Genomic DNA, 16,988 nt, shown 5'->3' with positions numbered 1-16,988 from the left:
CCTAATCTTTCGCTTCGTAATACTTTGTAGAAGCTTCTTTCAGGAATTTTTTCTCTTTTTTGTTAAGAGAATTCATTCCTTCTTTGGAAATTTTTTCTAAGAGACGATCTACTTCTTCTTTTGCTTGTTCTCTTGTTTTCATCTCTTCTTGCCAACGGACCATCTTTCTTTTTTGTCTCCATCTGGAAAAAGAGAAGCTTGGAAATTTGATCCCGAATTTATATTTTACTTTAGTATAATATAAAAAGTAAAGCCCGCCCGCAGCAAAACCGCCGAGTCCGTTCGCAATTGGGTTTCCCGATTGTAATCCTAAAAGTACTAAAACCACTAAGATTAAAGCAGCCAGATATTTTGCCTTGATCGGGAAAATTCCCCAAAACAAAAGTTCTCTATTCGGCCAAATCAATGCATAAGCCGTGATAAGCCCGTATAGAACTGCTGAAATCCCAAGTACTGTCCCTTGTTGGAACCCAAACAAAGAGGCAAGCACTGTGGCAACCCCACCTCCGAAGACGCAGAACATAAAATAACGTAAAAAATTCCTGGTTCCCCAATGGGATTCTAACGCAGACCCGAACATCCAAAATGCGAACATCTCGAATAAGAATCCGATTAACATATTTGGGGAATGGAAGAAGCTGTAAGTCAGTAGCTGCCAGCCAAAAAACTTTTCTAGGACTAAACCTGGAGTCAGTCCGAATAAGCCCAGAATGGCCAAAAGAATGGAAGGGGCGACTAAGCTTAGGATAAACTCTATCCCGAAAATCGCTATATTTAAGATCAAAAGTTTACGAACGAGGGGAGAGGTTGAGACACCGAATCCGCTAGAGAAAGACGCCATTGCCTTCCTAGTTTTCTTTTTTCCTTTCGAACGACAACCTAAATCCGAGATTTTGTTTCCTTTGACAGTTTGGGGGAAATATAGTAAATGTTCCTAAAATGGAAATCTTCTTGTACGGAGTTCGGGGCTCTATTCCTGCCCCCTTATCAAACGAGGAATACAGGGAGAAAGTAATTTCCATATTGAGACTTGTGGCCAAGTCGGAGGGAAAAGCTTTTTCTTCTCCCGAAGAATGGTTCGATGGGTTGCCGGAACCTCTGAATTATGTTGTTGGCGGCAACACTACCTGTGTTCGGATAATAGGCTCTTCCGGGGTGGAGCTGGTCGTGGATCTTGGAACTGGAGCCAGAGTTTTAGGAGAGGACTTAGTCCGAGAAAAATTCGGGCAAGGAAAGGGAGAAGCTTCCGTATTTTTTACTCACACTCACTGGGATCATATCCACGGGATCCCTTTTTTCAAACCGTTGTATATTCCCGGAAATAAGTTCACCTTCTATTCTCCCTTGGAAGATCTTCCGGAAAGATTAAAATACCAACAAGAGCCCAGATTTTTCCCGATCCATTTTGATCATTTCGGTTCAGAAAGAAATTTCCATAGGCTCCAAAAGGGAGAAGTCCTGGAAATCGGCGGTGTTAAAATAGAATGGCTCGCTCTCAAACATCCGGGAGGCTCCATCGCTTACAAATTCACCGAAAATGGGAAAAGTTTTATTTTTGCCACAGACGCAGAATATAATGGTGAGGATTTTCCTCTGATTCAGGAACAAAAACCGTTCTTTAAGGGTGCGGATCTTCTGGTTTTGGACGCTCAGTACACTTTGGACGAATCCTTCCAGAAATTCGATTGGGGCCATACTGCTTATACAATGGCAGTCAATTGTGCTTCTTCTTGGGAGGTCAAAAAACTGGCTTTGACCCACCATGAACCCGCCTATTCGGACGAAATTTTAGCTATCATCTTGGATGACGCCAGAACCCATGCTGAAAATCTTGGAACCAAGGACCTATCCATTGTACTGGCTAGAGAAGGAATGAAATTCAAACTCGTATGAATCTATTTAGCGAAGGAATTCACAGAGCTACAAAAACACTTTTGGTCTTAGCCTTACTAGGCGGTCTATTTTTTGGATATATTATCGCCGAAGTGGATGAGGGTGGGGAGCTTGCAATCCTTGCTTCTTACCAACCAACCACTCCAACTCGTTTATACGATATCAACGGAGTAGTGTATGCAGAGTTGTATCGTCATAAACAACAACTTCTAAAATACCAAGATATTCCTCCTCATGTGGTCCAAGCATTCCTCTCAGTAGAGGATAATAACTTTTTCAATCACTTCGGGATAGATTTCTCCGCAATCCTTCGCGCGGCGGCAGTCAATGTGATCTCAGGTAGGATCAAACAGGGCGGATCCACTCTTACACAACAGCTTGCTAAAACTGTTTTAAATAATAGGAAAAAATCCTTTATCCGTAAATTCGTAGAAGCTCTATTTACTCTTCAGATAGAACAGGAATATTCTAAAGAAGAAATATTAGAAATTTATTTTAACTTAATATACTTAGGTCATGGAACGACGGGTCTTGCTTCTGCGGCGGATGTGTATTTCCATAAGGATGTTTCGGATTTGGATGTGGCAGAAGCTGCACTTCTTGCAAGACTTCCTAAAGCGCCTGTGGATTATTCTCCTTATAAAAATCCGGCCGCTTCTAAAAGAGCTCATATAGAAGTTCTGAAACTTATGGCATCCCAAGGATTTGTTCCTGTAGACAAGGTCCAAACCATCCATGACGAATTTTGGGAAAAATACTGGCCGATCGTAATCACTCAGTCCCCTTCTCAATCCACCTGGGGAACTAAGCTGAATAGAGCTCCCCATTTTACTGAATTCGTAAGACAGAGATTATTAAAAGAATTGGGAGAAGACCGTATCTACAGCGGCGGTCTCAAAATTTACACCACTCTGGATATTCGCAAACAAGAGATCGCTCAGGACGAGCTTCGTAAGGCTCTCAAAAAGCACGACGATCTCGTTTCTGGCGTTACCGTGAATTATGCTGGTGGCGCAGATCGTGGACTTGTAGGACTTTATAATTTTATAGGTTCCTTATTCCCTGTGGCTCCTACTTTTGTAAGCCGCTTGGATGATAAGGCAAACTTCAGAGTGGCACTCGAAAAGGAACTCATCGATTCGGCCGATGTTCTTAGTTTACTTCTTCCTGCGGATAACGAATCCGCTGCATTCACTGAATTCCAAAAAAGATCGGCGGTATTCGGTAAAAACCTTCACGTAGAAGGTGCTGCTATTACAATCGATCATACCAACGGCTATATAGAAACAATGGTCGGAGGTTATGAATTTACTCCTAAAAACCAATTCAATAGAGCGGTTCAAGCGAGAAGGCAGACTGGATCTTCTTTTAAACCTTTCGTGTATGGGGCAGCGATCGCTGAACGTATCGTAGGTTCCGGAACTGGGATCATGGACGCACCTTTGACTACCCTAACCGAAGAAGGAGAAGGTTGGTCTCCTCAGGATTTCGATGGAGATTTCCAAGGGATGGTTCCTCTTTCCAGAGCACTTTCCATGTCATTAAACATCGTTTCTGTGCAGGTGTTCCTACGCACAGGCGCGGATGCTGTCATAGACTTTGCTTCTCGCTTAACAAAAGCTGATAAGAGTAGATTTATGCCTAGTCCTGCTCTTGCGTTGGGAATTGCTGAACTTTCTCCATATGAAATGGCAGTGGGATATTCTATCATCGCAAATAAGGGAAGAAATGTGATCCCACTCTCTGTTCGATATGTGATCGATCAGTCAGGAAATGTAATTTATAACGAAGAACTAAAAGTCCGAGAAGAATTAGATAAAGAAGCGGAAGACGGTTCTATCCAGATCATCAGCGAAGGAACGGCTTATATTCTTCGTAAAATGTTGACCATGGTTGCTATGGGGGGAACTGCCGCGAACGGACTCCATTCTGCTGACCAAGGAAATTATAAAGGGATCGCTGCTGGAAAAACCGGATCGACCTCTTCTTTTACAAATGCTTGGTACTGCGGGTTTGATCCTAAATTGACCACTGTTATTTGGCTCGGATTCGATAAAAGTTCTATCTCGCTCGGAAGAGGGCAGGCTGCTGGGGTTCTTGCAGTTCCTATTTGGGGAAAAATGTACCGTCGTTTTTATAACGGTGAAAATTATCCTACTTTCGAAAATGAGCATGGTCTGGATCCACAGCCTGAGGAAGTGCAAGGTGGAGGAACCTGTGCGTATAATGGACTGTCTCCTAAACCGGGAGTATGTCCTGTTACCCAGAACTTGACTTTAAAGCCGATTACTGTAGCAGGTGTGACAAAATCTGTCCAAGCAAACCGCCAATGCGACGGAGATCGGGACCATCATAAGTCAATAGATTTCAGAGAATTTCTGCAATTGGAATACCAGATCAGCGACGAAGAGATCGGAAAAACGGAACGTAAGTTTAAACCGCAAGCGGACTAAAAAACCTTAGTGTGATTTCGGGAAAATTCATCCAAAACACCGATTTGACAAGAACGACTTTACAGAATTTTTCAGCTTTCCGAAAGTGAAATGGAGGCGGTCCCGGAACGGGACGTATACACCGACCTCCGTAGGATCAAGATGTCGATAGAGATCAAGGTTCCCGAAATGGGTGAATCCATTACGGAAGCAACAATAGCAAACTGGGTAAAAAAAGAAGGCGAACGAGTAGAACAGGACGAGGTCCTGGTGGAATTGGAAACCGACAAGGTGACCATGGAGGTGCCAGCCCCCTCGGCGGGAGTTCTCCAAAAAATTAACAAGAAACCGGGGGAGACGGTCAAGATCAAAGAAGTGATCGGAATCATCGACCCTTCTGCCTCCGCAAAAAGCACTCCTACTCCAAGCACTCCTTCAACAACAAATACAGCACAAACTAACACGACTAACGCAGCGCAGAACGATACACTTCCTCCTGCTGTTCGCAAACTAATAGATGATAACGGATTAAATCCTGCTTCTATCTCTGGCTCTGGTAAGAACGGACAGATCACCAAAGAAGACGTGTTAAATGCAATTGCAAATAAACAGTCAGCACCAGCAGCTGCTGTTTCCGCAGCGCCGGTAGCAGCAAAGTCTGCTCCTTCTCCTGAAATTCCTAAAGCGGTTCCTGCTGCTTCTCGTAGTAATCTTCCGAGAGAAAACGTTGTTCCGATGACTAAACTTCGCCAGACGATCGCAAATCGTTTGGTTGCAGCTCAGCATAATGCAGCTCTACTAACTACTTTTAACGAAGTAGATATGAGTGCTGTGATGGACCTTCGTGCCAAATACAAGGACAAGTTCAAAGACGCGCATAATATCAATTTAGGATTTATGAGCTTCTTTACTAAAGCAGTGATCGGAGCTTTAAAATTTGTTCCTGCAATCAACGCAGAAATTCGCGGTACTGATTTAGTTTATAAAAACTACTTCGATATCGGTGTGGCTGTTGGAGGTCCAAAAGGCCTGGTAGTTCCGATTGTTCGTGACGCGGATCTTTTAAGTTTCGCTCAGGTTGAATCCGAAATTGCTCGCCTTGCTAATAAGGTAAAGGATGGAAAAATCGATCTTTCCGATATGGAAGGTGGAACGTTCACTATTTCCAACGGAGGGATTTACGGTTCCATGATGTCCACTCCTATCCTGAACCCACCACAAAGTGGAATTTTGGGACTTCATAATATTGTAAAACGTGCAGTAGTAGTGAACGATCAGATTGTGATACGACCTATGATGTATGTTGCTCTTTCTTATGACCATAGAGTTGTAGATGGAAAAGAAGCAGTAACCTTCCTCGTAAAAGTAAAAGAAGCGATCGAAGATCCGACCCGCCTTCTTTTAGAAGTTTAAGGAAGTCTAATAAGTATGGCGGAACAATACGACGTATTAGTGATCGGATCGGGACCCGGAGGTTATGTAGGCGCGATCCGAGCGGCTCAACTCGGGTTCAAAACCGGGATCATCGAAAAAAGAAAAACCTTGGGAGGAACCTGCTTGAACGTAGGTTGTATTCCTTCTAAGGCACTTTTGGATTCTTCTGAAGAATATCATAAAGTTTTACATAAGACTGATATCCATGGGATCGGAGTCGGCAAAGTTACTCTGGACCTAAACAAACTCATGGAGCGTAAGAACACGATCGTTAAGGAAGTCACAGACGGTGTAGACTACTTAATGAAGAAGAACAAGATCACTCGTTATGAGGGTTTTGGTAAATTGCTCGGAGGCGGCCAGGTAGAAGTTGCCTTAGCTGACGGCAAAAAGGAAGTTCTAAGCGCAAAACATATCGTTCTAGCGACAGGTTCTGTTCCAATAGATATACCTGGTCTGCCTGTGGACGGAAAGTCTATCATCACTTCTGACCATGCAATCGATCTAAGATCAGTTCCTAAAAAACTAGTAGTGATCGGTGCAGGAGTTATCGGCTTAGAGTTAGGCTCCGTATGGGGAAGACTCGGGGCAGAAGTCACAGTTGTGGAACTACTACCAGGACTTCTTCCTACAGTAGATCGTTCTTTCGGTAGCTTATTGCAAAGAAGTTTAGAGTCCCAAGGTTTTAATTTCTTATTCGAACATAAGGTATTAGGAGCGACTGCTTCTAAATCAGGTGCTAAAGTAAAGATTGCGGCACCTGATGGAAAAGAATCCGAACTGGATGCGGATGTTGTACTTGTTGCAGTCGGTCGTAAACCATTTATCGATGGGATCGGATTAGAGGCGGCAGGGGTCCAATTAACAGAGAGAAAAAGGATCAAGGTAGATTCTCATTTCCAAACCAGCGCTGCCGGTATCTACGCAATCGGTGACGTAATCGACGGACCTATGCTTGCTCATAAGGCAGAAGAAGAAGGTGTTGCGCTTGCGGAATTACTCGCGGGTCAATCCGGACATGTGAATTACGCTGCGGTTCCAAGCATCATCTATACCTGGCCTGAAATGGCTTGGGTTGGAAAAGGTGAAGAAGAACTAAAAGCTGCCAGTGTAGAATACAAAGTTGGTAAGTCATTATTTAAGCCGAATGCAAGAGCTAAGGCTATGAACGAAGCGGAAGGCCAAGTCAAAATTTTAGCAGATAAAAAAACGGATAAGGTATTGGGAGCGTTTGTGTTCGGGCCTAGAGCTTCGGATATGATCGCTGAACTTGCGGTTGCAGTAGAGTTCGGTGCTTCTTCGGAAGATATAGCACGTTCTTTCCACGCACATCCTACATTGTCCGAAGTCGTAAAAGAGGCCGCCATGGCCGTAGACAAGTGGGCAATTCACGCTTAGGGGAGATCCGATCATGAAAATCGAACAATTGATGGCATTATACGGAGAGAACGGAGCATTACTCGAAGAACTTTACGAAAAGTTTAAGAAGGATCCGAACTCTTTGGACAAAGAATGGTCTCTCTTCTTCCAAGAAGTAGAGACTAACGGAGTATATCCTAACGGATCTAACGGAAATGGGAATGGTAACGGAAAATCAGCCGTTGCCACTTCTTTTACGGATGCTCAGGCAGGGTCCATCAGAGAGATGGGGATTATTAACCTGTTGAACGCTTATCGTAGACAGGGACACTTAGCTGCTAATGTAGATCCTCTTGGAATTTCTCAACCGAACAGAAAGTTCATCGAATCCAAATTGGGAAATCTAACCGCTGCGGATCTAGATACAGTAGTCGACACACAGAATCCCTCTCTGGGTCGTGCAAAACTGAAAGATGTTGTAGCTTGGTTTGAAAAAGCATATTGCAGCACTGTAGGTTATGAGCAATATTATTTAGTAAACGACGAAGAAAGGGAATGGCTCCAACATCAGATCGAGTCTGCAGAATATCATGCCCCTCTTCCTAAAAGTACACGTCTGAGATTGTTCGAAAAATTATTCCAAGCGGATCATTTGGAGACATTCTTAGCTAAAAAATACGTGGGTAAAAAACGTTTCTCCTTAGAAGGAGGAGAAAGTATGATCCCTATGCTCGACACGATCGTTGAGGAGGCCGGACGTTTCAAAATGGACGGACTCGTGATCGGTATGGCGCATAGAGGACGTTTGAACGTACTCGTAAACGTGATCGAAAAACCTGCTTCTTTAGTATTCGCAGAATTCGAAGAGAAGGCGGATAAAAGCGCCGGAAGTTATGCAGACGTTAAGTATCACTTAGGATATTCTAATAGTAAAATGACTTCAAGTGGGAAAGAAGTTAAACTTTCCCTTGCATTCAACCCAAGTCACTTGGAAGCAGTGAACCCGGTTGTTACCGGCTCCGTTCGTGCTCGCCAAGAACAATATGGGGATGCGGATCGTTCTAAATTTATGCCGATCACCATCCATGGAGATGCCGCGTTTGCAGGACAAGGTGTGGTGGCAGAAACCATCAACCTAATGAACCTCGACGGTTATACAACCGGTGGAACTTTCCATATTGTGATCAATAACCAGATCGGATTCACCACTTTACCGAATGAGTCCAGATCCACGTTATACGCAACTGATCTTGCAAAAGGTTATCAAATTCCGATCGTTCACGTAAACGGAGACGATCCGGAAGCTGTATACCGAGTGACTAAACTCGGAATGGAATATCGCCAAAAGTTCAAAAAAGACTTTATCATAGATTTGATCTGTTATCGTAGATTAGGTCATAACGAAACGGATGAGCCTGCATTTACTCAGCCTAAAATGTATTCCATCATTAAAAGTCATCTCCCTACTGCTCAATTATATGAGAAAAAACTTATAAATGACGGTGATATTACCGGAGAAGAGTTGGATTTCATTAAGAACGGTTCCGCTCAAGGTTTAGAAGATTCTTTCCAAAGAGCAAAAGAACAAGATATCAAGATGAAAGTGGATACTATGCAAGGTGTTTGGGCGAAATATTCCAAAGAACCTCTCGATAGTGGTACTGCTACTTCTCTACTAGCGGAGCAAATTGATCGTATCGTAAAAGCGATCACCACTGTTCCTGATGGTTTCACTCCGAATCCTAAATTAGTAAAACTTCTACAAAGTCGTAAAGAAATGGCAGAAGGAAAAGCTTCTTTGGATTACGGAATGGCAGAGGCACTTTCTTTCGGTTCGATCTTGGAAAACGGATTTAGAGTTCGTCTTTCCGGTCAGGACAGCCAACGCGGAACATTCTCTCATAGACATGCGGTTCTTGTAGATATTAACTCAGGAGCAAAATACGTAGGTTTAAATCATATTTCGGAAAAACAAGCAAGGGCAGAAGTTGTTAACTCCTCCTTGTCTGAGTTTTCTGTTTTAGGTTTTGAATATGGTTACTCACTTTCTGATCCAAGCGCTCTAGTTCTTTGGGAAGCTCAGTTCGGTGACTTTGCAAATAATACTCAGGTGATCTTTGATCAATTCCTTTCCAGCTCGGAAGTGAAATGGCAAAGGATGTCCGGTCTTGTGATACTTCTTCCTCACGGATACGAAGGACAAGGACCAGAACATAGTTCCGGTAGGGTCGAAAGATTTTTACAACTATGTGCGGACAATAATATGCAAGTGGCAAACTGTACGAATGCTGCTCAGTATTTCCATTTACTCCGTAGACAGATACTGCGCAATTTCCGCAAACCTCTGATCATCTTTACTCCTAAGTCTTTGTTACGTTTCCCCGGAGCTCTTTCTCCAATAGACGATCTATTAAAAGGAGCGTTTAGAGAAGTTCTTCCGGACCAAGCCGAGATCAAAGCGGACAAAGTGGAAAAGGTAGTCTTCAGTTTCGGAAAAGTATATTATGATCTTCTAAAATATAGAGAAGAGAATAAGGTGCAGAACACGGCGCTTATCCGAGTTGAACAGGTTTATCCTTTCCCTGCGAAAGAGATCCAAGAAGTCCTTAAAACTTACAAAAACGCTAAAACTTTTGTTTGGTGCCAAGAAGAGCCTAAAAATCAAGGTGCTTGGACATTTGTAAGAGATAGATTCGAAGATCTTCTTCCTAACGGAACAAAACTCAAATACGCCGGAAGAAAAGAATCTGCAAGCCCTGCTGCAGGACACATGAAAGTCCATACTAAAGAGCAGGAACAATTAGTTTCAGACGCTTACACTGTCTGATCTTAGGTGTCGAATAACGTGGGAGAACCCGTCCTATTAGCATTAGTTTTTGCGGACCGGGTCATCTCGGAAGACAACGGGAAAAAAGGAATTATAGGGACTTTTACCAAGTTCTTTACCGGACAATTTCCCGTAGTCTTTCCTCCCTGGGGAATATACGTATGTGTCACAAATCTTTCCCCAGGAGACCATGAATTTTCCCTAGAATTAGAACACGCAGATTCGGGAGAAAAAGTAATAGGAGTCGGAGGTAATATCCGGGTCAATAACGGCTCCGAACCTGTTGAAATCGGGATCCCAATCCCTCACGCAGTTTTCCCAAAAGAAGGAAGGTATATTCTACTTTTTAAAGTAGGCTCCGAAATTGTGGGAAGTCGCCCCCTTTGGGTAGATAAATTAAATCCTACCTAATCTAATCTTTTAGAAAATCTTAAATCTTTTACGAGTGCCTTCGTTTTCTTGTACGAAGGGAAAATAATTTTTTTCCAATATTAACCTTTTGAAATGCGCTTGCTTTGGGAATTTTTTCAAAGTATTGTACCCGTCTCTAATATATGAATTTCTAATATTATGACAACTCCTGCTGAAAAAGATATTACGTTCGAAAAAGCTTTGAAGGATGCAAGGCTAATCGAGGCTAAGTTTAAGGGACTTCTGGAATCTTTACCAGACTCTATCGTGATGGTAAATGATTCAGGAAGTATCGTATTCGTTAATGAACAAGCCCTGAGAATGTTCGACTACAAAATGGAGAACCTTTTAGGACAGCCAATAGAGATCCTTCTTCCTGATAGATTTAGAAAAAATCATATTTCTCATCGTGATCATTATTTCACACAACCTAGGACTAGATCCATGGGAGTGGGCTCGGAACTTTTTGGTAGGAAGTCCAACGGAGCGGAATTTCCGGTAGAGATCAGCCTTAGCCCTTATAGAACTGAAGAAACAACATTAGTATTAAGTGCTATCCGAGACATTCGAGAAAGGATCAAGGCTGAAGCAAAGTTCAGAGGACTTCTGGAATCCGCACCGGACGCGGTCGTGATCGTAAATCGGGAAGGAAATATCGTACTAATCAATTCCCAAGCAGAAAAATTATTCGGATACCCTAGGGAAGAATTATTACACAAACCGGTAGAAGTTTTAGTTCCGGAAAGATTCAGAGCAAATCATCCGCAAAATAGGATCGGTTTTTTCAAAGATCCGAAAGTTCGAGGAATGGGAAGCGGGCTCGAATTATACGGGCTAAAGAAGAATGGATTAGAGTTTCCAGTAGAGATCAGCTTAAGTCCTTTAGAAACAGAAGAAGGTATGTTAGTTTCCAGTTCAATCCGTGATATCACAGAAAGAAAACAGCAAGAGGAATTCAGAAGAGCCGCATTGGAAGAACAGAATGAAAGGATGAAGGAAACCGCCAGATTAAAAAGTGAATTTTTGGCGAACATGTCTCATGAATTGAGAACACCTCTGAACGGGATTATAGGTTTTTCAGAATTACTCTCCGACGAAAGGCCGGGACCTTTAAATGGAAAACAAAAAGAATACTTAACAGATATCTTAAATAGTGCGAATCATCTTCTTAAATTGATCAATGATGTTCTGGATCTTGCCAAAGTGGAATCCGGAAAGATGGAATTATTTTTGGAAACATTCTCCTTATCCAACGCGATCAGAGAAGTTTCCTCTATCATTCGTCCATTATTAAGAAGGAAGAAGATCGGTTTTTCGATAAAAATAGATGACTCTATCGATTTGGTGACTTTAGATCCTCAAAAGATAAAACAGATCTTGTATAATCTGTTATCCAACGCCGTCAAGTTCAGTCACGAAAACGGAAATATCAGAGTGAGTATGGAAGCGGAGGACAGGAATACGATCAAGATGAGATTCGAAGACGATGGAATAGGTATAGGAGAAAACGACTTAAATAGGATTTTTGAGGAATTCCAACAAATTGATAGCGGCGCTAATAGACAATTCCAGGGAACAGGGCTCGGGCTTGCATTAACCAAAAGGATCGTGGAATTGATGAATGGAAAAATATACGTAGAAAGTGAGTTGGGAAAAGGATCGGTTTTTACTATAATACTTCCAAGAAAGATCTCAAACGGTAAATAGATATGCCCCCTAAGGTTTTGGTTGTAGATGATAATATAGTAAATCTTAAATTGATTTGCGAATTATTGGAGTTGGACGAATACGAAGTTTTGAAAGCTGGAAATGCGGAAGAGGCACTTCAGATCATTGATAATTTCCCTTTGGATCTGATCCTAATGGATATAGAATTACCGGGAGTAGATGGACTAACTCTTACTAGACAATTAAAAGAAAGAGAAAATACAAAAAATATACCCGTCATAGCTGTTACCGCTTTTGCAATGAAAGGGGATGCGCAGAAAGCTTATGGAGCAGGTTGCGATGGTTATATTACAAAACCAATCGATACCAGAAAATTTACGGACCAAATTAACGGCTTTATCAAGGGGTTAAATCCATGATCCAAAAGAATTTTTTCGTCCCTTATCAATATATGGTCCTTTTTCGGACTTAAATTTTATGCTCATTCTAGTCGTAGACGACAGCTATCAAAACAGGAAATTAATTTCCGCTCAGTTAGCAAATGGATCCAGGAAAATTTACACCGCTTCTAACGGGCTAGAAGCTTTGGAGATCCTGGAAAATACAGAAGTAGATCTGATTATTTCGGATATTCTAATGCCTCAAATGGACGGATATCAATTTTGTTCTCAAGTAAGACAGAATGAGAAATTCAAACATATTCCAATTATCATATATACTGCCACTTATACTTCCGATTCGGACGAAAAACTTTCCTTTGATCTAGGTGCGGACGCATTTTTGAAAAAACCAGCAGGACTAAAATTATTGGAGGAAACGGTAGTTAAACTTATACAAAACCCTAGGTCAAAACGAAATGTAAGAGGATTAGTCCTGGATTCCGCTCCTCTTCGCCAATATAATCATAGGCTTGTAGAAAAATTGGAAGAGAAAAATTTTGAGCTCCAACGAAGAAGCGAGGAGTTGGGTTATGAAATTGAGGAAAGAATAAGGGCAGAAAGACTGAACCGAGAAGGTGAAGAATTATTCAAAGAACTTACAGATGCGATCCATGAAGTATTCTGGATGACCAGTCTTTCTAAAAACGAAATAGTCTATATCAGCCAAGGATACGAACAGATTTGGGGAAGGTCCAGACAAAGTCTTTTGGAAAATCCTATTTCTTGGATGGAATGTATCCATCCGGATGATAGAGATAGGGTGATGAATAGTGCAAGGACAAGACAAGTAAACGGAGAATATAGAGAAGAGTATAGGATCATTCGTCCTGATGGAGAGGTTAGATGGATCCGAGATAAAGCATTTCCTGTTAAGAATGAAAAAGGAGATACGATCCGAGTTGCTGGAGTCGCGGAAGATATCACGGAACATAAATTAAAAGAAGTTCAATTAAAAGAAGTCGAGAAAAGAAAGGCCGAGTTAGAAGAACAACTTATCCAGGCGCAAAAACTGGAAAGTTTAGGCACCTTGGCAAGCGGTATTGCTCACGATTTCAATAATATACTTTCCATCATAATGGGCCATACATCAGTGATAGAGAATAATCGGAATAATCCGGAAAAATTTTCTCAGCATGTCTCGGCATTACATATGGCTACACAAAGAGGAGCTTCCTTGGTTAGGCAACTTCTTACTTTTGCCAGAAAAATGGAATTCAATCTGGAACTTGCACAAATAAACGATATCATATTAGAGATCAGTAAATTGGTCTCCCAGACGTTTCCGAAAAATATCCGACTACTTACAGATTTCCAAGAAGATCTTCCTTTGGTTCAGGTGGATGCTAACCAGATCCATCAGGTTCTCTTAAATTTATGTGTGAACGCTCGGGACGCTATGCAAGACGGGGGACTTTTGACTATAGAGACCTTTCTAACCGACTCGGAAAATCTAAAGATGGGATATTCCAAAAGTATGGCCGAGAAATACGTAATATTACGTATTTCTGATTCAGGTAGCGGTATGAGTGAAAAAACGAAGCAGAGAATTTTTGAACCATTCTTTACTACCAAGGATATCGGAAAGGGAACAGGACTAGGGCTTGCATTGGCATATAGTGTAATCGATAATCATAAAGGTTGGATAGAAGTAGATTCTGAATTAGGAAAGGGAACTACATTCTTCGTATACTTACCTGTTCCTAAAGACAAGCCGGAACTGAATATAAAGCCTGATTATTCAGTCTCTGAATCTTTAGGAGGTAACGAAAGTATACTTGTTATAGAAGATGAAGAACTCCTTCGAAGTATGTTAGCTGATCTTTTGGGATCTAAAGGATATAAAGTACATTTAGCTATTGATGGAGAAGATGGAGTGGAACAATTTCTTCTTAAACACTCTGAAATCCAATTGGTGATGACCGATTTGGGACTTCCGAAGTTTGGAGGAGGAGAAGTTATAAAGAGGATCAGAGCGGTTCATAGTTCCGTAAAAATCATTCTTGCAAGCGGATTTATGGACCCTGAATTAAAACTTTCTTTAAAAGAATTCGGTGTAAGTTGTTTTATCCAAAAACCGTATTTAGGCACGGAGATACTTTCCTGCATCCGCTCTGTCCTAGATCAAAATAAATTTAGCAGAGAATGTTAGGCGCTTTTCTTAAATCTAAGATTTCACTTAATTTTATCTTATATTAGAAATAAAATATTGATCTGTGTAGCAATCGCTACAGTGTTGGTTTTAATTTAAGTGAAAAAGAGAAACGAAAATGAGCCATGCACGTCTTTTGCCGGTCCTAACCTGGAGGCTGGAGCTATTTACCCATACTGTTCCTGTGCCATTCGCAGTCTATTTTTCTGCAGTTACGGGTTCTTTATATTCTTTAGAAGAATATCTTTCTATGGGAGTGGCTGCAACGATAGCAGCAACAGCTATGCTTTTAGGAGCCTTCTATCTTAGATATATAAGATTGAAGAGGGCATCTTATTTGGAAGATAGAAGTTCTGTAGATCCAAATCTTCTTTCTTCTGCAAAATCAATTTATATTACTCAGCCTATCTATGAATCCTTTGTGATCGCGGGTCGTTGGTTTTTTGGCGTATTACTCGCTCATCTTATTGTTTATTGGATCGTGGGTTATCGGCCAAATCTGATCGCCACTATTCCTGCATTATATTTAGGAATTATTCCGATTTCGTTTATTAGTTATTTGTTTATTACTGAATACTCGGTCCGTCCCGCTTTGAGTAAGAATAAATTCAGGGAAGTGGAAGCTAAAACCAGATTATTTTTTCCTTATTCCAAACGTTTGCTGGTAGTCGTTATGGCAATGATCTCCATGCCATTCAGTCTTTTAGGCTATATGTTGTACGCGACTGTAGATGGTAGGATACGCTTGGAAAATCCGCTTCTTCACTTAGCGATCATGGCGTTCTTATTTTCTGTACCCTTGATCTTTACTGCATGGATAGTGACCGAGGCGATACGATCCAGACTTTCTTCCGTAACCGGTTTTTTGGAAGAAGTAGGAGAAGGTAATTTCGGTCTCAAAATTTCCCCGTCTTCCTTGGATGAATTCGGTAAACAAGAACAAAGGATCGGAAAGGTTGTGGAACGATTGAGGGGGCTTTATGAGGAAATCCAATCCTTAAATGAAGGTTTGGAATCCAAGGTAGAAGAGAGGACCAAACAGTTAAAAGAAACTGCAGACGAACTTGGGAAAAGTCTGGAAGAGATCCAAAAGTTAAAACTTAGCCAAGACGGGGATTATTTCCTAACTTCTCTTTTAACGGAACCTTTACATTCCATTCAATTGCAAGATTCCGAATATTCTTTTCGATCTTTAACGGTTCAGAAGAAAAAATTTAATTATAAACAGAAAGAAAGACAGATCGGTGGAGATATTTCTCTCGCTCATTCCATTCGGTTAAGAGGAAAACCTTATATTGCATTTGTGAATGCTGATGCGATGGGTAAGTCTTTACAAGGTGCAGTAGGGGCGATCATTTTGGGTTCTATCTCTAGGTCCATGATTGAAAGAACTCCAGCTCTGTATCGAAATGTTTGGCCTGAGAGATGGTTGAAAAACTGGTTTATAGAATTACAAAAAGTTTTTGAAGCATTCGACGGTTCCTTGATGGCATCTGCCTTTTTAGGGTTACTTGATGAATCCAGAGGAGTTCTATATTATATAAATTGCGAACATCCTTCCCCTGTTCTTTATCGTGATGAAACTACTATGTTCTTGGAGCCTAAAGAAAAATATTTTAAGATAGGCCATTCAGGAATAGGGCGCAATGTACATATAGAAGTATTTCAGTTGAGATCCGGAGATGTTTTATTCTCCGGATCGGATGGAAGAGATGATCTTTTGATCCAATCGGAAATTGATCCAGATGATTCTAGGTTTTTGGAAATTGTAGGAAAGGCAAGGGGAGATCTGGATCTCACTTATGAATTAATCTTAAAAGAAGGAGAGATTACTGACGATCTTTCTCTTCTTAGAATAGAAGCACCTAAAAAAAGTTTAGCATCTACCGAAGTCCTACTCAAAGATCCTAATTTCGAAAAAAAGAATGAAATCCAGAAGACGATTTCCGTTCAGGAATGCAGAAGACTTGCTTTAGAATATTCTTCTGGAAAAAAATATACAAAGGCGGGAGAACTTGGTCTGAAGTATGTGCAAAGAAGGCCGACGGATACTGAATTTCTTTTTACTGTGAGTAAACTTCTTCGTAAGTCGGGGAAGATCGTCCTTTCTATCGATTTAGGAGAAAGATATAGGATGAGAAATCCAATAGATTCTGATAATCTACTTCATCTTGCGGAGATGTATGCTTCTAAAAGTAGATTGGAAAGATCGTTTCAACTTTTGGCAGAAGCAACTGCGATCACTCCAGAACATCCGAGAGCCAAAAAACTTTCAGAATTTCTAATAGAGAAAACAGCACAGATCTCGGATTCCAGCGAGGATAGAAGAATATTGAGATAAAGTTCGCACAAGGACACAAAGATCACGGAGAGCT

General features: G+C 41.3%; 11 protein-coding genes. 10 read left to right on the top strand and 1 reads right to left on the bottom strand.

Going from position 1 to position 16,988, the window contains the following annotated elements:
- Position 1: 1 nt before the first annotated feature.
- On the bottom strand, positions 2-841 hold the full coding sequence (locus CH377_RS16980; protein WP_100724942.1) for a rhomboid family intramembrane serine protease: 840 nt from the start codon (positions 839-841) through the stop codon (positions 2-4).
- Between the two features lie 98 nt (positions 842-939).
- Here CH377_RS16980 and CH377_RS16975 point away from each other — a divergent pair, with 98 nt between their 5' ends.
- From CH377_RS16975 to CH377_RS16930, 10 genes are all read left to right on the top strand, one after another.
- Positions 940-1,893: an MBL fold metallo-hydrolase gene (locus CH377_RS16975; RefSeq protein WP_100724941.1), complete on the top strand. Its 954-nt coding sequence runs from the start codon at positions 940-942 to the stop codon at positions 1,891-1,893.
- Positions 1,890-4,346 carry a penicillin-binding protein 1A gene (locus CH377_RS16970; RefSeq protein ID WP_100724940.1) on the top strand — a complete coding sequence of 819 codons (2,457 nt, stop codon included), beginning with the start codon at positions 1,890-1,892 and terminating at the stop codon, positions 4,344-4,346. The genes CH377_RS16975 and CH377_RS16970 overlap by 4 nt, the downstream gene beginning before the upstream one ends.
- Positions 4,347-4,487: 141 nt before the next feature.
- Positions 4,488-5,738: a 2-oxoglutarate dehydrogenase complex dihydrolipoyllysine-residue succinyltransferase gene (odhB, locus tag CH377_RS16965; protein ID WP_100724983.1), complete on the top strand. Its 1,251-nt coding sequence runs from the start codon at positions 4,488-4,490 to the stop codon at positions 5,736-5,738.
- A 15-nt stretch (positions 5,739-5,753) separates the two neighbouring features.
- Entirely contained in the window at positions 5,754-7,157 is a 1,404-nt protein-coding gene (gene lpdA, locus CH377_RS16960; RefSeq protein WP_100724939.1) for a dihydrolipoyl dehydrogenase, read from the top strand.
- Between the two features lie 13 nt (positions 7,158-7,170).
- Entirely contained in the window at positions 7,171-9,945 is a 2,775-nt protein-coding gene (locus CH377_RS16955) for a 2-oxoglutarate dehydrogenase E1 component (RefSeq protein ID WP_100724938.1), read from the top strand.
- Between the two features lie 18 nt (positions 9,946-9,963).
- The gene (locus CH377_RS16950; protein WP_100724937.1) at positions 9,964-10,356 is read left to right on the top strand and encodes a DUF6941 family protein; all 393 of its coding nucleotides are present in this window, start codon (positions 9,964-9,966) and stop codon (positions 10,354-10,356) included.
- A 159-nt stretch (positions 10,357-10,515) separates the two neighbouring features.
- Positions 10,516-12,063: a PAS domain S-box protein gene (locus tag CH377_RS16945; RefSeq protein ID WP_100724936.1), complete on the top strand. Its 1,548-nt coding sequence runs from the start codon at positions 10,516-10,518 to the stop codon at positions 12,061-12,063.
- A gap of 2 nt (positions 12,064-12,065) precedes the next feature.
- Positions 12,066-12,443 carry a response regulator gene (locus CH377_RS16940; RefSeq protein ID WP_100724935.1) on the top strand — a complete coding sequence of 126 codons (378 nt, stop codon included), beginning with the start codon at positions 12,066-12,068 and terminating at the stop codon, positions 12,441-12,443.
- Positions 12,444-12,501: 58 nt separating this feature from the next.
- Positions 12,502-14,613, top strand: a complete 2,112-nt coding sequence (locus CH377_RS16935; RefSeq protein ID WP_100724934.1) for an ATP-binding response regulator — start codon at positions 12,502-12,504, stop codon at positions 14,611-14,613.
- Between the two features lie 118 nt (positions 14,614-14,731).
- A complete protein-coding gene (locus tag CH377_RS16930) occupies positions 14,732-16,954 on the top strand; it encodes a SpoIIE family protein phosphatase (RefSeq protein WP_100724933.1) in 2,223 nt (740 codons plus the stop codon).
- Positions 16,955-16,988: the final 34 nt, after the last annotated feature.

The sequence above is a fragment of the Leptospira haakeii genome (assembly GCF_002812045.1).
GTDB classification, from domain to species: domain Bacteria; phylum Spirochaetota; class Leptospiria; order Leptospirales; family Leptospiraceae; genus Leptospira_B; species Leptospira_B haakeii.
Note: the sequence above shows the minus strand (reverse complement) of the source record. Positions and strands in the feature narration are given on the sequence as shown.

Excerpts from the sequence above, each read along its gene's own strand:
- CH377_RS16980 (WP_100724942.1), bottom strand. The coding sequence starts at position 841 with ATGGCGTCTTTCTCTAGCGGATTCGGTGTCTCAACCTCTCCCCTCGTT.
- CH377_RS16975 (WP_100724941.1), top strand. The coding sequence starts at position 940 with ATGGAAATCTTCTTGTACGGAGTTCGGGGCTCTATTCCTGCCCCCTTA.
- CH377_RS16970 (WP_100724940.1), top strand. The coding sequence starts at position 1,890 with ATGAATCTATTTAGCGAAGGAATTCACAGAGCTACAAAAACACTTTTG.
- odhB (WP_100724983.1), top strand. The coding sequence starts at position 4,488 with ATGTCGATAGAGATCAAGGTTCCCGAAATGGGTGAATCCATTACGGAA.
- lpdA (WP_100724939.1), top strand. The coding sequence starts at position 5,754 with ATGGCGGAACAATACGACGTATTAGTGATCGGATCGGGACCCGGAGGT.
- CH377_RS16955 (WP_100724938.1), top strand. The coding sequence starts at position 7,171 with ATGAAAATCGAACAATTGATGGCATTATACGGAGAGAACGGAGCATTA.
- CH377_RS16945 (WP_100724936.1), top strand. The coding sequence starts at position 10,516 with ATGACAACTCCTGCTGAAAAAGATATTACGTTCGAAAAAGCTTTGAAG.
- CH377_RS16940 (WP_100724935.1), top strand. The coding sequence starts at position 12,066 with ATGCCCCCTAAGGTTTTGGTTGTAGATGATAATATAGTAAATCTTAAA.
- CH377_RS16935 (WP_100724934.1), top strand. The coding sequence starts at position 12,502 with ATGCTCATTCTAGTCGTAGACGACAGCTATCAAAACAGGAAATTAATT.
- CH377_RS16930 (WP_100724933.1), top strand. The coding sequence starts at position 14,732 with ATGAGCCATGCACGTCTTTTGCCGGTCCTAACCTGGAGGCTGGAGCTA.